General features: G+C 45.3%; 14 protein-coding genes. 6 read left to right on the forward strand and 8 right to left on the reverse strand.

Annotated features, from left to right (window positions below; genetic code table 11):
- Window positions 1-62: 62 nt before the first annotated feature.
- Together acsA (ACPW7N_RS06520) and acsA (ACPW7N_RS06525) are read right to left on the reverse strand one after the other, a co-directional pair.
- Entirely contained in the window at window positions 63-1778 is a 1716-nt protein-coding gene (gene acsA, locus ACPW7N_RS06520; RefSeq protein WP_425650223.1) for an acetate--CoA ligase, read from the reverse strand.
- A gap of 112 nt (window positions 1779-1890) precedes the next feature.
- Window positions 1891-3531 (reverse strand): acetate--CoA ligase, encoded by a 1641-nt coding sequence (acsA, locus tag ACPW7N_RS06525; protein WP_425650224.1) that lies wholly within the window; start codon window positions 3529-3531, stop codon window positions 1891-1893.
- 172 nt (window positions 3532-3703) lie between these two features.
- Between acsA (ACPW7N_RS06525) and ACPW7N_RS06530 the strand changes: the two genes are divergently transcribed.
- From ACPW7N_RS06530 to ACPW7N_RS06550, 5 genes are all read left to right on the forward strand, one after another.
- Window positions 3704-4615: a metallophosphoesterase gene (locus ACPW7N_RS06530; protein WP_425650285.1), complete on the forward strand. Its 912-nt coding sequence runs from the start codon at window positions 3704-3706 to the stop codon at window positions 4613-4615.
- Between the two features lie 42 nt (window positions 4616-4657).
- Window positions 4658-5680: a PucR family transcriptional regulator gene (locus ACPW7N_RS06535; RefSeq protein WP_425650225.1), complete on the forward strand. Its 1023-nt coding sequence runs from the start codon at window positions 4658-4660 to the stop codon at window positions 5678-5680.
- Window positions 5681-5774: 94 nt separating this feature from the next.
- Complete coding sequence (locus ACPW7N_RS06540; RefSeq protein WP_425650226.1) at window positions 5775-6890, forward strand: ABC transporter ATP-binding protein; 1116 nt, start codon at window positions 5775-5777, stop codon at window positions 6888-6890.
- A 115-nt stretch (window positions 6891-7005) separates the two neighbouring features.
- Window positions 7006-8475, forward strand: coding sequence for a S8 family peptidase (locus ACPW7N_RS06545; RefSeq protein ID WP_425650286.1), 1470 nt, complete (start codon window positions 7006-7008; stop codon window positions 8473-8475).
- A gap of 19 nt (window positions 8476-8494) precedes the next feature.
- On the forward strand, window positions 8495-9094 hold the full coding sequence (locus ACPW7N_RS06550) for an NAD(P)H-dependent oxidoreductase (RefSeq protein WP_425650227.1): 600 nt from the start codon (window positions 8495-8497) through the stop codon (window positions 9092-9094).
- An 87-nt stretch (window positions 9095-9181) separates the two neighbouring features.
- Here the strand turns inward: ACPW7N_RS06550 and aspA are convergent, their stop codons facing one another.
- Both aspA and ACPW7N_RS06560 read right to left on the reverse strand, forming a co-directional pair.
- Window positions 9182-10606, reverse strand: a complete 1425-nt coding sequence (gene aspA / locus ACPW7N_RS06555) for an aspartate ammonia-lyase (protein WP_425650228.1) — start codon at window positions 10604-10606, stop codon at window positions 9182-9184.
- A 15-nt stretch (window positions 10607-10621) separates the two neighbouring features.
- Window positions 10622-11935, reverse strand: coding sequence for an anaerobic C4-dicarboxylate transporter family protein (locus tag ACPW7N_RS06560; protein ID WP_425650229.1), 1314 nt, complete (start codon window positions 11933-11935; stop codon window positions 10622-10624).
- 256 nt (window positions 11936-12191) lie between these two features.
- Here ACPW7N_RS06560 and ACPW7N_RS06565 point away from each other — a divergent pair, with 256 nt between their 5' ends.
- The gene (locus ACPW7N_RS06565) at window positions 12192-13097 is read left to right on the forward strand and encodes a LysR family transcriptional regulator (protein WP_425650230.1); all 906 of its coding nucleotides are present in this window, start codon (window positions 12192-12194) and stop codon (window positions 13095-13097) included.
- 36 nt (window positions 13098-13133) lie between these two features.
- Here ACPW7N_RS06565 and ACPW7N_RS06570 read toward each other — a convergent pair whose 3' ends face one another.
- The 4 genes from ACPW7N_RS06570 to ACPW7N_RS06585 all read right to left on the reverse strand — a co-directional run bounded on the left by ACPW7N_RS06570 (window position 13134) and on the right by ACPW7N_RS06585 (window position 16758).
- Window positions 13134-13640 carry a DUF3907 family protein gene (locus ACPW7N_RS06570; protein ID WP_425650231.1) on the reverse strand — a complete coding sequence of 169 codons (507 nt, stop codon included), beginning with the start codon at window positions 13638-13640 and terminating at the stop codon, window positions 13134-13136.
- Window positions 13641-13740: 100 nt separating this feature from the next.
- Entirely contained in the window at window positions 13741-14952 is a 1212-nt protein-coding gene (locus tag ACPW7N_RS06575; RefSeq protein WP_425650232.1) for an ABC transporter permease, read from the reverse strand.
- Window positions 14945-16144 (reverse strand): HlyD family secretion protein, encoded by a 1200-nt coding sequence (locus tag ACPW7N_RS06580; RefSeq protein WP_425650233.1) that lies wholly within the window; start codon window positions 16142-16144, stop codon window positions 14945-14947. Before ACPW7N_RS06580 ends, ACPW7N_RS06575 begins: the two co-directional genes overlap by 8 nt.
- A 17-nt stretch (window positions 16145-16161) precedes the next feature.
- A complete protein-coding gene (locus ACPW7N_RS06585) occupies window positions 16162-16758 on the reverse strand; it encodes a TetR/AcrR family transcriptional regulator (protein WP_425650234.1) in 597 nt (198 codons plus the stop codon).
- Window positions 16759-16843 lie beyond the last annotated feature (85 nt).

A 16843-nucleotide genomic window follows, 5' to 3' on the forward strand; every position in this document is an offset into this window, starting at 1 on the left:
AAATCCCCTTCAAGGGAAACAGGTAAGAGTTACTTACTGTCCGCTCAAAGGGGATCATCTAACTAGTCTTCCATCGTGGACAAGTCGCCTGTTGGCAAACCAAGCTCCCATGCTTTCAGCACACGGCGCATGATTTTACCTGAACGAGTCTTCGGCAATTTGTCACGGAATTCAATTTCACGTGGCGCAGCATGTGCGGCCAGACCTTCTTTGACAAAACGTTTGATTTCCTCCATCAACTGTTCACTTGGCTCATAGCCTGCACGCAGCGCAATAAAGGCTTTAATAATTTCACCACGCATCGGGTCCGGTTTACCGATAACCCCTGCTTCTGCAACGGCTGGATGCTCAACGAGTTTACTTTCCACTTCAAATGGACCCACCCGCTCACCAGAGGTGTTGATGACATCATCGATACGTCCCTGGAACCAGAAGTAGCCTTCCTCATCCATGTAAGCAGAGTCACCAGACACATACCAGCCCGGAATGCGGAAATACTCTTCATATTTCGCCGGATTGTTCCAGATTTGACGCATCATGGATGGCCAGCCTGTTTTGATTGCCAAGTTCCCCATGCGGTTTGCTGGCAAGATATTTCCCTGATCATCAATGATGGCTGCCGTGATTCCCGGGAATGGTTTACCCATGGAGCCCGGTTTGATATCCATGCACTTGTAATTGGAGATTAACTGACCACCCGTTTCTGTCATCCACCAGTTATCATGGATGCGTTGGTCAAATACTTTCAAGCCCCAGTACACGACTTCCGGGTTCAAAGGCTCCCCTACGCTCAACACATGGCGCAAGGAAGACAGATCGAAGCGTTTTACCACTTCGTCACCCGCACCCATCAGCATGCGGAAGGCAGTCGGTGCACTGTACCAGATGGATACTTTGTATTTCTCAATGGTTTTGTACCAATCTTCCGGCGTGAATCTGCCACCACGAATGACACTGGTCGCTCCGTTCAACCAGGGAGCAAAAATACCGTAAGATGTCCCTGTTACCCAACCTGGGTCAGCGGTACACCAGTATACATCATCCTCTTTAAGGTCAAGCACCCATTTACCCGTTTGATAGTGTTGAATCATCGCATTATGTACATGGAGAACGCCTTTTGGTTTGCCAGTTGATCCAGACGTATAATGCAGAATCATCCCATCTTCACGATCGACCCATTCGATCTCCAGCTCAGTGGAAGCCTCATTCATCAGTGCCTGATAGCTGTATTGACCTTCTGGAAGTTCACCTTCTGCACCTACCAGGATCACGTGCTTCAATGCTGGCAAATCCTTCAGTGCAACCCGTGGAAGCAATGCAGGTGTCGTCACAATTGCGACTGCTCCGCTGTCTTCCAGACGATCCTTGACGGCAGCTTCCATGAACGCTTCAAACAGCGGGCCTACAATGGCACCAATTTTCAACGTGCCGAGAACGCTGGTATATAGTTCAGGAGTACGTGGCATAAATACAAAAACACGATCACCTTTTTGCACACCGAGGTTGCGAAGCACATTGCCAAATTGATTGGAGAGCTGGCTGAGTTGTGAGAAGGAATACGACTCTTCACGTGTCGCATCACTATAAATGAGAGCCGTTTTGTCTTTACGTTCAGTCTGGAGATGACGGTCTACCACCTCGTAAGCCATGTTGACCCGTCCGGTTTCATACCAGCTAAATTGTTTTTCGACATCTTTCCAATCGAAGGATTCATACGTTTCTTCATAGTTTGTTAAGTTGTATTGTCCATCAACTGATGCGATCTTCTCTACTTTCATATTCTCTCCTCCTTGTAAGCGAATTCATAATTTCTCCATATTTATTCAACACCTATGTGGTAATTCCTTTCAGAAATGATTGAATTTTTGCATTTTATTTCGACGTGATTCCTCAATCTTCCATAGTAGACAAGTCTCCAGTCGGCAAACCAAGCTCCCATGCCTTCAAAACACGCCGCATAATCTTACCACTTCTTGTCTTTGGCAACGATGGTTTGAACTCTAATTCTCGTGGAGCAGCATGTGCAGCGAGATTGTCTTTGACGTACTTTTTGATTTCGGAAGCCAGCTCTTCACTAGGCTGGTATCCTTGTCGAAGAGTGATGAACGCTTTAATAACTTCTCCTCGCAACGGATCAGGAATACCAATGACGCCCGCTTCACCTACAGCCGGATGTTCGACCAGCTTGCTTTCTACTTCGAACGGGCCGACTCTCTCTCCCGAGGTGTTGATGACATCGTCAATTCTTCCCTGGAACCAGAAGTACCCGTCTTCATCTCGGTAAGCTGAATCGCCGGAGATGTACCATCCATTTTTAAAATAAGAGTTATATTTATCTGGGTCACCCCAAATCGTTCTCATCATGGCAGGCCAAGGAGGCTTAATGGCCAAATCACCCATAATCCCCGCTGGAACTTCTTTTCCCTTTGCATCGACTACTGCTAGATGAATGTCAGGCAGTGGTTTGCCCATGGAGCCCGGTCGAATATCCAGCCCAGGACGATTGGCGCAAATGGTAGAGCCGGTTTCGGTCATCCACCAGTTATCGTGGATGCCTTTGCCCAATACCTGCTCACCCCAGCGAATGACTTCCGGGTTGAGTGGTTCCCCGGCCGATAGCACATGGCGCAGGGAAGAGAGATCAAATTGACCTGGCAATTCATCACCCGCCGCCATTAACATGCGAAACGCTGTTGGGGCACTGAACCAAACATTGACCCTAAACTTTTCCAACGTCTGATACCAGTCTTCTGGACGGAATCTGCCACCTCGGATGACGATTGCAATCCCATGCAGCCAGGGAGCAAACATCCCTGCAGACGTGCCTGTAATCCATCCAGGGTCAGCCGTACACCAGTAAACATCCCCAGGCTTAAAATCATAGACAAGCGCTCCTGACACATACTGATGAATGAGCGCAGCATGAACGTGCAGAACTCCTTTGGGCTTCCCAGTTGAGCCTGATGTATAGTGAAGCAACATGCCGGACTCTGGATCTACTGATTCAATAAACGGTTCATCAGACTGATCCATCACTTGGGCGAATGAAATAAATTTCGTATCCTCTTCTACAGTCTCTTCACCCACAAGGATAATCTGCCGTAGGTTCGGCAATTCCTGATGTGGAATACGCGGCAAGAGCGCAGCAGTTGTCACAATGGCAGTGGCTTGACTGTCTAGCAGCCGGTCACGAACGGCAGCTTCCATAAATGCTTCAAACAATGGTCCAGCAATCGCACCGATCCGAATGATCCCTATCAATGCAATGTACAACTCTGGACTGCGTGGCATAAACAAAAACACTCTTTCTCCCTTCTCAATGCCAAGTTGTTGAAGCCCTCTGGCAAATTGGGAGGAGAGCCTTGATATTTGTTCGTATGTATAGGTTTCATCTCTAGTCCCATCAAAATAATAAAGCGCTGTGTTTCTGCCACGACCCTCCCTTACATGGCGGTCTACAGCCTCCCCAACAATATTTCCTGCCCCATTTTCCGTCCATGGATACTTCTCACGAGCTTGTGCAAAATTCAAAACGATCACCTCATCATCTTTTTAATTTCAGTAAACGAAAACTCTGTCCATTCAGAAAATTACAAAAATACTTTCGTTTTCTTTCGCATTTTTCCTTCCATAAACTACTTACAAATTTCGGACAGTTAGCAATGTATAATGAAGATCGATTCTCTATGGATAGAAGAGGTGAATATACAACATGTTATGGCTATTATTTTTGTTACTTATACTTGTCGTACTCGGACGCGCCTATCGCAATACTTTCCACCCGACTCTGAATCGTATTGAAATCCCATTGCAACAGGCTGAACGTCTGGGCACATATGAGATCCCTCCTGTCCGCATCTTGCATTTATCGGATCTGCATATGGAGAATATCTCGATTACTCCAGAGCGAATTGTCGATGAGCTGGCAGGTGAAACCATAGATATTCTCGCTATTACAGGAGACTTCCTCGACCGAGAGCGCAATATTCCTCGTGCAATTGCTTATGTTGAGAAGCTTCAAAAATGCAATCCGACCATCGGGACATATGTCGTCTTCGGCAATCACGATTACGTCCTTGCACCAAACAAGTTGGCTCAACTGAAACTCGGATTAGAGCGAATTGGCTGTGTCTGTCTATTCAATGAAACAGCCACCGTATCGCTTGGTTTAACCAAACTGCATATCATCGGAATTGATGACTACCATACACGGAGAAGCAATGTGGAAAAGGCTTTTAAAGACGTTCCAGATGAAGGCGTTCGATTGATTTTGACACATGACCCTACCGTCGTTTTGAACATGAAAGACTACGATTTTGATTATTTGCTTGCAGGACACTTCCACGGTGGACAAATTCATTGGCCAAAGCCGTATCATTTGATGAGAATGGGCAAGCTGGCTCGCATGAATATTGTCAAGGGCTTGCATTATCATGAAAATCGTCCGTTTTATATCAGTGAAGGTTTAGGACAAACAGGTGTTAACATCCGCCTGCGATCACGACCTGAGATTACACTGCACACAATGGGTAATACACATGAACAGGAAACACAAGCAACCCGTCTGCAGCAACTTATGATGCAAGAGTCTGCTCCCTCTTTGGCACACGAGTGAGGTATAATGAGAACAATTCAGTTTGTTCGGAGGGAAAGCCACTTGCTAAGAGAATGGGAGAAACAAGTTGAAATGATCAAGCAAGTTACAAAGCTCAATCTTGGGCTTTTTTCTTGTATTCAGACAGAATGGGAAAATTTTCGTCTTGTCTATGAGCAAACAGGAAATGAAGTGATTCAGTATTTTTTGGAAGGCGATACAGTCTGGTATATTGGTATCGTTACCAACGAATGGTCTAAATCTGCCCGAGCCATGCTGCCGCTTCTGTTCCCTATGCATCTGAGGGAAAATACCAATCAAGAACAAGCCCTTCATTGGTTAAAAGCGGTGTGGAACGGAGAAAAGGCAGACCCGCCTGCTTCTCTGCATGCCGCTATGAACTGGACGGAACCACGGATTTGTTTTTGCATCACCCGTTTAGGAATCTTAGACAGTAATATCTACCCTTTTTGGCGGGAACTGTTCGGCAGCTTCTTTTCTACACACGGCAATTTTTTATTGCTCTCCCTTTCACCTAAAGTTCACCTTTTGTTGCTGCCTTCTTCCCTTCTCTTGTCCGTTACCAAAAAAGAGGATAATCCACAAGAAATAGAAAAAGAATGGGCGTACAGCATCCATGACTTGTTAGCAACAGAAGCATCTGAAAAGACTCGAGTTTTCGTAACCCATCCTCTCCATCAACCGACCGAACTGGCAGGTTCGCTCCACGCCTTTCAGACTCTGACCAATGTGTTCACTCTTTTTTTCCCGAATCAGTATGTAGCTGCTACCTCTGATTACCGTCTGGAGCAGTGGGCCATTTCTTTGAATGAACAGGAAAAACTACAGATACAGTCTGCCCTTTCCGCTCACTCCATCCATGCACTTGGTCCTGAACATATCGAATTGCTGCGGGAATTTTTCCAAATGAACCTGAATTCCAGCGAAACGGCTCGCAAGCTCTATCTCCACCGTAATACATTGTTGTATCGCCTGGATAAAATTACAGAGGTAACAGGACTCGATCCCCGCCATTTTCATGATGCGGTCATTTTGCGGTTGCTCTTGATCGTTTCAGCAATTTGACCAAACCGATTTGTGCAACTCATCCATACCATCTATTTCCAATTCTCTGTACGATTGGAATTGACAGAATATCGTGAATATGGGGGATGGTATAATGGCAAAGGTACGATTGAACCATGTCTACAAAAAGTACGGGCCGAATCAAATTGCAGTCAAGGATTTTCACCTGGAGATTGAAGATCGCGAATTCCTTGTTCTCGTTGGACCTTCTGGCTGCGGCAAATCAACCACCTTGCGCATGGTTGCCGGTTTGGAAGACATTTCGGAAGGTGATCTTTATATCGGTGACACACGAGTGAATGATGTCCCTCCCAAAGACCGTGACATTGCTATGGTCTTCCAAAGCTATGCACTCTATCCACATATGAACGTCTATGAAAATATGGCTTTCGGTCTGAAACTGCGCAAATTTTCCAAGGCTGATATTGATATGCGCATTCGGGAAGCAGCACGTATTCTCGACATCGAGCACCTGCTTGACCGCAAGCCAAAAGCACTCTCTGGTGGCCAACGCCAGCGTGTTGCCCTTGGGCGAGCCATCGTTCGTGAGCCACAGGTATTCCTGATGGATGAACCACTGTCCAATCTCGATGCCAAATTGCGTGTGCAAATGCGGACAGAAATTGCCAAGCTGCATCAACGTCTGGATACAACGATAATCTATGTTACGCACGATCAGACGGAAGCCATGACGATGGGTGATCGGATTGTCGTCATGAAAGACGGTATGATTCAGCAAGTGTCTACCCCAACCGAGATCTATAATCATCCTATCAATCAATTTGTCGCCAGTTTCATTGGCTCTCCCGGAATGAACTTCGTCAAGGGAACAATTACAGAACATGCGGGTAAAATCCACTTCGAATCGAATGCAATCGATGTGATTTTGCCTGATGACAAGGCACATGTCCTGCGTCAACGAGGATACATAGGTAGACCCGTCACCTTTGGAATCAGGCCCGAGGATATTTACAGCGATACACAGTTCATTGAAGCAAATCCATTTCAAAGCACGATTACAGCAGAAATCGATGTAGTTGAAAATATGGGCTCTGAACTGTTTGTTTATTTTAATAACATTGCCAAGACACAGATGATCGCCCGAGTCGATGCACGTGAAGGTCTGAAGACCCGAATGAACGTTACCTTGGGAATGGATTTAGCAAAATGCCATGTGTTCGATACCGAAACCGAAATTGCGGTGTTTTAGGAAATGAATTGCCTCCGTTTTCCGACGGGGGCTTTTCTGTGAAAAACTCCCAACATAATTACCTGGTCACGGCAACAACCTATACCTATTCAGAATGTAGGGAGTGAGTTGTTTGTTGAGACGTCTGCCCACTATCCTGCTTACATTGGCCATAGTTGGATTAGTAATTGTCCCTGTCACTTTTCAGCAAAGACAGCGAGCCCTGGAAATACAGCAAGCAGAAGAAACGAAACGGATGCAGGAGATGCAGGAGCCACACCCCACGGTCACATCATTGCATTCAAGTATTCCTCGGATTAACTATGTTGAACAGGTGCGTGATATCAGGCGTAATGTGGAAAGCCGCCCTCACGTAAAGACGATTCATCATAACAAAAAAGATGCGAGCCACTACATCGAGCACGAAGTTGTCGTACGCTTCTCTCCCCGCCCCTCACAGGCTGCGATTGACAAGATGCTGAAAAAAACCAATTCTCGTATCAAGAGATCCTATCAGGATTCGATGATCATTCAATCGAAGACGATGACAACCAAACAGTTAATGAAGTATTTTGCAGAACATCCGGATTCCATGTACGCAGAGCCGAATTTCATCCTGCTGCCTAACCGTGTCCCCAATGACTCCTTGTACAAACGCTATCAGTGGAACCTCCCACTCATTCGGGCAGAACAGAGCTGGGAGATCAGTGCCGGAAGTCCCAAGGTCACTATTGCTGTAGTCGACACAGGCATTGACTTGAATCACCCTGAATTCAAAGGAAAATTGGTGGATGGTTACAATGTGATTGAAGATACCAATAACCCCAATGACGACAACGGGCACGGAACCCATGTGGGTGGAATTATCGCTGCACGTACGAATAACGCAGATGGAATTGCCGGACTTACCTGGAACTCCAAACTTATGCCTATAAAAGCGATTGGGGCAGATGGATCAGGAACTGCATTTGACATTGCACAAGGAATTCGTTGGGCAACGGACCATGGAGCGAGAGTGATCAATCTCAGTGTCGGTAACTATAATCCTTCGTCGGCACTTGAAGAGGCATGCCGCTATGCCTATCGTAAAAATGTAGTGCTTGTTGCGGCAACTGGCAACGACGCAACTGATCAACCCGGTTATCCTGCGGCATACAAGGAAGTGATCGGTGTATCGGCAGTAGACCATCTCAAGCGCTTTGCCGACTTCTCCAACTACGGGAACTATGTGGATGTGGTGGCTCCGGGTGTAGATATTCCAAGCACCTATATCTACAGCGATTACGCAGCGTTGTCTGGCACCTCCATGGCCTGCCCTCACGTAGCAGCAGTTGCATCATTGATATTGTCAGTAAACCCACGTCTGAAAAATACAGAGGTAATCAATATCCTTCACAAGTCTACCGTCGATCTGGGAAAACCAGGAAAAGATTACTATTACGGATATGGCATGATTGATGTCAATTCCGCTTTACGACATGCAAAGCTTCGCATTGAGAAACAGCCTGCAGAACCAAAAATACCAGCAGCCCCACCAAAGCAGGAGTATGAAGGAATCGGTGGATTGCTGCATAAATTTTTCATGGGAATCGGACTAGGCAAATAATCCAGAGGGGGGATTTGCGATGAAAGTAGCCATTGTGTTTGCACAAACAGGAAAAACGAGTTTCAATCACGAGATTCTAAACCGTGCCCAAACAACGTGTGACCGCTTAGGGTTAACCTATACCGTCCGGGATTTGTATCAGATGAATTTCCAGCCCGTTTTTTCAGAAGAAGACATGCGAAATGTGGAACAAAACAAAGCATCAGGCGATATTGATGAAGAACAGCAGGTCATCACTGATGCTGACACGCTCCTGATGATTTATCCTGTCTGGTGGTGGTCACAACCAGCGATCCTGAAAGGCTGGATTGACCGGGTATTCACAGATAACTTCGCTTTTCGCTACGAGAAAAATGGGCCTGTTGGTCTCTTGAAAGGCAAAAAGGCAATCGTCTTTACCACCACTCGTGAATCGGAAAAGGAATTAAAGGCCAGTGGATTTGATCAGGTCATGCAAAAACAGATTGTTGACGGGGTGCTTACGTTGGCCGGTTTTGAACCGGTCATGTACCAGAACTTCGCTGCCGTCCCCTATGTAACTGCTAATGATCGAAGAAAAATGCTAAATGAAGTGGAACAAACGATCATGAGTATGCTGGGAAATCCTGTTACCGTATAGAAATGAAAAACCACCAGACACTAGCCTCGACATTCATGGCGGGCTAGTGTCTGGTGAAGCAGTTTTAAGCGAGACCTTGTGAGGCTGTTAGTCTTTGAACAGGAGAGACTTGCCTGAAATTCCTGGATGCGTCATTTCGTAAGGATCCAGAATCAAATCGAGCTCTTCTTCTGTCAGCACACCTTTTTCCAAACATAAATCACGAACTGATTTTCCAGTAAGGATTGCTTCACGGGCAATTCGTGCAGCTACTTCATAGCCGAGGTGTGGATTCACTGCGGTAATAACCCCTGCACTCTTCTCCACATACTCTTTCATTCGCTCTTCGTTCGCTGTAATTCCTTCGAGGCAATATTCACGGAATGCACGGAACACATTATTCATCATGCTGATCGATTGCAACAGGTTGAATACAAGTACAGGCTCCATTACGTTTAATTCCAGTTGTCCTGCCTCAGAGGCCAGGCAAATCGTATGGTCATTCCCGATTACCTGGAAAGCCACCTGATTCACCACTTCAGCCATCACCGGATTTACTTTGCCTGGCATGATCGACGAGCCCGGTTGTCTGGCTGGCAAATTGATTTCGCCGAGACCAACTCGAGGACCAGAAGCCATCAAGCGCAGATCATTGGCGATTTTGGACATGTTGATCATACACACTTTTAACGCTGCGGACACTTCGGTGTAAGCATCTGTATTTTGTGTTGCGTCAACCAGATTTTCTGCCCCTTCCATCGGGAACCCAGTGATGTCAGCCAGATGTTTCACCACATTCTCAATATAAATTGGGTCTGCATTTAATCCGGTACCTACGGCAGTCGCACCCATGTTCACTTCATAGAGATGTTGACGGCATTGCTTGATCCGTTTGATATCGCGTTCGAATACTCTTCGATAGGCTTCAAATTCCTGACCCAATCGAATGGGAACCGCATCCTGCAAGTGAGTCCTCCCCATTTTTATTATATGGTCGAATTCCTTGGCTTTTTGCGCAAACGTTGTATGAAGTTCATCCATAGTTTTCAATAGTTTCTCAAGCATCATCAGTGTTGCAATATGAATCGCAGTTGGGAAGGCATCATTGGTTGATTGCGACATATTGACATGACTGTTTGGACTTAGCTGGAAATAATCACCCTTGGCATAACCCAGACGTTCCAATGCACGATTGGCGAGTACTTCGTTGGTATTCATATTGATCGATGTCCCTGCCCCACCTTGGATCGGGTCAACGATAAACTGATCATGAAATTGCCCATTGATAATTTCATCCGCTGCTTCGACAATCTGTTCGCCAATACGACGAACCAGTTGACCTGTCTCCATGTTCGTCAGGGCGGCTGCCTTTTTAACCATGGCCATTGCCACAATCAGTGATTCGTGTATACGAAAACCGGTTATCGGGAAATTCTCGATAGCACGCAAGGTTTGAATTCCATAATACACATCTGCTGGAACCTCTTTTTCCCCAAGAAAATCTTTTTCTATTCGATAGGATGGTGAATTCATGTTCGTTTCCCCTCTCTATAAGAACAATTGTACCAAGCCAAATCCAATAGCTACAGAAGCCACGGTTGCAACCATACCCGGTATCATGAAGCTGTGGTTCAGGATATACTTCCCAATCCTCGTGGTACCCGTTCTGTCAAAGTTAATGGCAGCAACAATCGTTGGATAGTTTGGAACAAAGAAGTAACCATTTACTGCAGGGAACATCGCAATCAGAGCAGCCGGTCCCAAGCCTAGTGCCAATCCTAATGGCATCAGTGCTCGTACTGTTGCAGCCTGACTGTACAGAAGGATAGAAAGAACGAATAAAGCAAGAGCGAATAACCAAGGAGCACTAGTCACCATATCCTTGATAGAGCCACTTAGGAATTCCATGTTTCCTTGGAAGAACGTATCACCCATCCAGGCAATCCCGAAGATACCAATGACTGCCTGTGCTCCCGCCAGGAACACGTTCCCTTTAACCACGTCATCTACTTTTACTTTACAGAGCATGATGATTAGTGCTGCTATGGTTAGCATGACAATTTCAATGGTAGCAGGCATTCCCAATCGTTCCAGCTTGTCATCAATTGTCCAAGCAGGTCTTAATTCAGGGAAAGTACCGAATAACACAATGAGCAGAGCAGAAGCAACGAATAAGATAACAGACAGTTTGGCACCAGGTTTTATTGGCTCATGGCTAGTTGTTATCGTTTGTTCAATTGAGCTTTCTGTTAGACGTTTTTGATACTCTGGATCATCTTTTAAATCCTTGCCCATTTTACTTGCTGCAAAGGCGGCAATAAGACAACCGAGGAAAGTTGACGGAATACATACGATCAAAATATCGATCAATTGAATATCATAACCGCCTAATAACCCAACCATGGCAACAGTAGCTGCTGATATCGGACTTGCTGTAATTGCTTGTTGGGAAGCGATAACCGCAATTGACATCGGACGCTCTGGACGAACACCAGACTCTCTGGCAACCTCAGCAATAACTGGTAAAACAGAATAAGCTACGTGACCGGTACCCGCAAAAAGGGTAAATATGTATGTAACCAATGGACCCATGAATGTGATGCGAGAAGGATTTTTACGCAACATTCTTTCTGCTAATCTAACAAGATAGTCCAATCCCCCAGCAGCTTGCAAGGCTCCTGCTGCTGTAATTACGGCAACGATCATTAACATGACATCAATGGGGGCGGTCGTCGGGCGAAGGTGAAAAACAAAGGTTAAGATAGCAAGACCCACACCGCCCATTACCCCTAAACCAATACCTCCTATTCGGGCACCCAAATAGATACAAACCAGCACGACTAACAGTTCCAACCAGAACATACGCTTTACATCCCTTTCTATTAAAGCTTACGTGTTCTTGTGAATATTTTCACATACTCTTTCAAAAATTGATAATGCTTTATTGTTATAATTATATTTCGCAAAAATATAAGTAGGTTTTCATAAATCGTACACAATGTCGATCTGTAGCACCTTTCGATTGTTATATAATACGGAGAGAATGTCCGTATGAGATAGACATTTTAGGTAAAAAGTGATGACAATGTCCATATTCACTTTATAGGAGTAAATACTTATGGAACTTAGACAGCTTGAATACTTTCGAATGGTTGGTACTCTCAAAAGTTTTACCCATGCCGCAGAAAAGCTGCATATCACTCAACCATGTATTACAAACTCGATTCATAAATTAGAGGTTGAACTGGGAGTACAGCTTCTCGATCGTACAACCAAGCAAGTGTCCCTTACTGAAAAAGGTGAACTTTTTCTCAACCGAGTCAACCATATTCTGAATGAAGTCAACGAAGCTACCATGGAAGTTCAGAATTATGACAGTCAGCATGTCTCACTGGGTCTTCCCCCTATGATCGGTGCTTACTTGTTTCCTGATATTTTTCTCAAACTCCAAAAAGTTCATCCACAGACCAAAATTCAAGTCAGGGAGAAAGGCTCCATTGCGATCCAAGCCATCCTTGAACAGGGTGATCTCGATATTGCATTTATGATTCTTCCACAGAAATCGCATTTGCTTGAACAAATTCCGCTACTATCGAAGGAAGCCGTGGTCTGCCTCCACAAACATCATCCTTTGGCAAGGCGAAAATCGCTATCGTTTGAAGTGCTTGCCGAAGAGAAATTTGTTTTGTTATCAAAGGAGTACGTCCATCACCGAATTTTTATCGAAGAATGTACTAAACGAAATCTTTCTCCAGAAGTCATCTTCCAGACAGAAAAAATTGAAACACTGAAGGCCATGATTGAGAATGGTGCCGGAATTTCCATCCTTATGGACACGATCGTGAACGATTCACCGGACATTGTTAAGATACCTTTGAAAAACCCCATCCAGTTATCGATAGGACTTGCCTGGAGAAAAGATAAATCGTTATCCAACAGTTGCCTGGAAATGATTCAATTCTTCAAAGATTACTTCAGCGAATTACAAAGCGTATCAAATAAAAGAGGCTGTGGACCATCTTAGGGTCTACAGCCTTTAAAAATGAATAATGCAATTTACTTATGCTTGTGCTGATTGCATGCGTTTTTTTGTAATGTAGTCTGTTTCGTAGTACTGGAGGTCATCACGCATTGTCTCAAAAATCTTGGAAAGAGACAATGTGAGGTTTCGCAATTCAGGTGTCACCAGCTTGCGGAAGATAATCGCATCCTGCCCTGTGTAGGAATAGCGTCCATCTTCATCGTAAACTTCACCTTTTGGATAGTAGAAGTTGTTGACGCAGGTATGGTAAACCAAATACAACACTTCTTCCGCAAATTCTTCATTAAAACGAGCTCTGCGGAGGCATACACCCAATTTCTCAAATGCGTTCTCTGAATAGACCAGAAGATGACGCAAATCAGACAAGTAATTGCGATAGTATAGTTCGTACTCCTCAGGATCACCACTTTGGGCAACTAGTCCCGCTAATGTTACTTGATTGAGGAACTTCTCCAGTTCCATGCTTACTTTTTTCAAGCGGGTGTACGTATCATCACATAACTGCTTTAAGTGCGTTCCAGGCATGAGTACCTCCTCGGACTAACCATATGATAAGTTCTTTTTTCATATTGTAAAAAAACCCGACTGGAGATACAAGAGATTTCTTTTTCAGTTTTCGAATTCTTTAATCAGTTTCGATGATTGGCTCAGAAATCGTAATAGGTGAAGCTGATTCTGCACGATTACGTGATCGATAAACGACATACAGTACGTAAGATGCCGTCAGTGAAATCATTCCCATAAAGCCAAGCACCGTTACATCGTGAAGGATAAACTCGAGCCCATGCCCTTTGGATAAAATCTCGCGAACCCCGTGAAGCAAATAGGTAAGCGGTAAGGCTTCGCCAATCATTTTGATAAGTGGTGGCATGGAATAAAGCGGCCATGTATATCCCGAGAGCATGAATGACGGGAGTGCGATCAGCATGGCAATCTGTGTCGCTTGCAGTTGGTCTGTGGCAAAAAACGAGATAGCAAATCCTACCAGCAAGATGACGACATTAAACACAAACCCGAGTAAGATCAGCAAGCCTGGGTTTCCATAGTACGGAATGCCAAAGCCTTTGAGCAGAATCGCAAAAGTAAGCACCAGATTAAACATCGCAAGGATCAGGTAAGGCGTCATTTTCCCGATTAGCAGTTTACCAAAGGAATACCTGCGCATGGTCTCTCCCCACGTCCCGGCTTCTTTCTCCACTGCGACTGAGATGGCAACTGCCAGAAACAGCATCTGTTGTAGAACCGTTCCACCCAATCCAAACACCATGAACGACATATAGCTAAATGTTGGATTGTATAACACACGGTAGCGGTAGTCAATACCAGTGAAGAGCTCTTTCCCTTCCTCTCCCCATTGGCCTTTTGCTTCCAGCTTCTTCAAGGTTACCCCTGCTGAAACGGACTTGACCACTGTGTTGGCTGCACGTACAACCGTGTTGGAAATCATCATGTTACTGCCATCGATGACAACCATTACTTCCGCTTCACTGCCTTTTTTCAGATTGGCAGCTAGATCAGACGGAATGATGACGGCTGCTACCGCTTCTTCATGCTCGATCAAATCCATCGCTTCGGCTTCGCTGCCTACTACAGAAGTTACGGAAAAGGACTGATCCTGATCAAAGGCACGGAGTAATTCCTGGCTCAATTCAGACTGATCTGCATTTACAATCACAGTTGGTAGTTCTTGAACCTTTTTTTCACTGTAAAGGAATCCGAACAGAATAAAGTAAATCAACGGTACAGCGAACATTATCAGCTTGATCGTCTTGTTTTGGAAGATCGTTTGCCATTCTTTAAGAAAAAGCTGGGTAACGGTTGCACGCTCATCATTCACCGGTTCCATCTCCTTTGATGCTCCACTCTACGCTAAGCCCCGGACGAATATCTTCTCCCTCTACTTCAACCTTTACCTGGAAGGAACGAATATCCCGATCACCGAGTTCCTGTGTCGCCTTTTTCACCGCAAAATCGGCTGCAGGTGCAATAGTAACAATCGTTCCATCGATTTCTTTGTTTAAAGCAGGCACAAATAATTTATGACGCTGTCCAACTTGCAATTTACCGAGCTTGTTTTCATCCACATAAAACTTCACAAATTGCTCATCCTGCATTTGAATGGTTACAACCGTAAATCCTTGTGAAACCAGTTCCCCTTTTTGCACATTGACCGACTTCACGATCCCTGAAACCGGAGAAGTCAGTTTGGCATTGTTCAGATAAGCATTAACCTCATCGAGAGACCCTTTTGCTTGCTGTGCCCCTGCCTCAGCGGATTTCACATCCATCTGCTTGACACCCAACTGTCCTTTGGCTGCAACTGCCTGTTTGTAGGCAGCTTGTGCCTGTTCCCATTGTGCTTTGGTCGCATCGAGCTGTTCTTTGCGAGCGCCGCTTTTTGCCATTTTCAACTGTTCATCGGAGGCAGACAGTTCCGCAACGGCTTTCTCATACTGTGCTTCGGCTTCCTCTACTTTCACTTTCGGAACGGCACCTTCCTGGAACAATTGATTCATTCGTTGCAGGTTGGTACTCGCAATATCTTTCGCTATTTTGGTCGCCTGAAGCTTTGCTTCGAGTTGGATGATCTCTTCTGGGCGAGCGCCATTTTTGTTTGCTTCATATTGTGCTTTCGCCGCATTTGCCGCAGCCTCTGCCTGAGCAACTTGCGCTAAATTGGTATCATCGGTGACGACGACTCCTCGTTTTGCCTGTTCCCATTTTGCCAAAGCAAGCTGGTAAGCCGCCTCTGCCTGTTCACGCTTTGCTACGAGTTCTTCACTAGAAAGGCTCGCAACAAGCTGGTTCGCAGTGACCGTATCGCCTTCCTTTACCAAAATATTTTCAATGGAGCCGCCCATTTTAAATGCCAGATCAACCTCGGTTCCTTCCACTACGCTAACCATGGCTTTTCCCGTGTCACCAGCAAACCCTTTGCCACCCGGCAACAGCAAGTACGTTCCGATCAAGCTCGTGCAAACCACAAATCCAATTACTCCTGCCCATGATTTCGCATGTATTTTCCCCATCTTCTGTCTTCCCCCGTTTACTCTTTTGTTGTTCGATTGTTTGGTTGCAAGGCGCTTTTGCATAACGTTAACAAGGTGTGTCTCGATTGCGCTGACTGCAATTCCTCGCCTCGGTACAGCTTTCTCAGAGCTGTGAAGCCAATCATCCCGAATACCGCAGAAACCAGTGTGGTCACATCAAGGGACGGATCGACACACCCCTCGTTTTTCAGTTCAGTGACGAATTGTTCCATGGCAGCAAAGTACTTCGCGAGAAACTGGCGGATTAACTCACTGCGATTCAACTCACCAGCAGAAAAGCTAACCATCAGCAATGCAAATTCCCTGTTCTCCACGAAAAATTGAAGATGCTCATCCAATACGCAAATCATACGTTCTTCAATACTTTTGTCCGTATTTTTCATCGCACGCGTTACGGAATCGATCAGCATCTCCACGCCTTTTTGGTTGACGTACAAAAACAACTCTTCTTTGGTCTTGAAGTGGTAATAGAGTGTTCCCTTCGCAACCTGAGCATAATCAGCAATTGTCTCCATTGTCGTATCGTTGTACCCGTGGAGAGCAAATGCCTGCAATGCTCCATTGGTAATCTGTTCTTTTTTGGAGAGAACCATGTATCCCACATCCAATAGAAGGTATTTTTTTAGACTGACCAGTCAGTCTAATGATAAGTTTACTTATTTTGCCTCATTTCGTCAA

The sequence above is a fragment of the Brevibacillus nigriterrae genome (genome assembly GCF_049846925.1).
Lineage (GTDB): Bacteria > Bacillota > Bacilli > Brevibacillales > Brevibacillaceae > Brevibacillus_H.

What these genes read in the sequence shown, in the direction of transcription:
- acsA (WP_425650223.1), bottom strand. Translation starts at nt 1,778, where the DNA reads ATGAAAGTAGAGAAGATCGCATCAGTTGATGGACAATACAACTTAACA.
- ACPW7N_RS06540 (WP_425650226.1), top strand. Translation starts at nt 5,775, where the DNA reads ATGGCAAAGGTACGATTGAACCATGTCTACAAAAAGTACGGGCCGAAT.
- ACPW7N_RS06550 (WP_425650227.1), top strand. Translation starts at nt 8,495, where the DNA reads ATGAAAGTAGCCATTGTGTTTGCACAAACAGGAAAAACGAGTTTCAAT.
- aspA (WP_425650228.1), bottom strand. Translation starts at nt 10,606, where the DNA reads ATGAATTCACCATCCTATCGAATAGAAAAAGATTTTCTTGGGGAAAAA.
- ACPW7N_RS06560 (WP_425650229.1), bottom strand. Translation starts at nt 11,935, where the DNA reads ATGTTCTGGTTGGAACTGTTAGTCGTGCTGGTTTGTATCTATTTGGGT.
- ACPW7N_RS06565 (WP_425650230.1), top strand. Translation starts at nt 12,192, where the DNA reads ATGGAACTTAGACAGCTTGAATACTTTCGAATGGTTGGTACTCTCAAA.
- ACPW7N_RS06570 (WP_425650231.1), bottom strand. Translation starts at nt 13,640, where the DNA reads ATGCCTGGAACGCACTTAAAGCAGTTATGTGATGATACGTACACCCGC.
- ACPW7N_RS06580 (WP_425650233.1), bottom strand. Translation starts at nt 16,144, where the DNA reads ATGGGGAAAATACATGCGAAATCATGGGCAGGAGTAATTGGATTTGTG.
- ACPW7N_RS06585 (WP_425650234.1), bottom strand. Translation starts at nt 16,758, where the DNA reads ATGGTTCTCTCCAAAAAAGAACAGATTACCAATGGAGCATTGCAGGCA.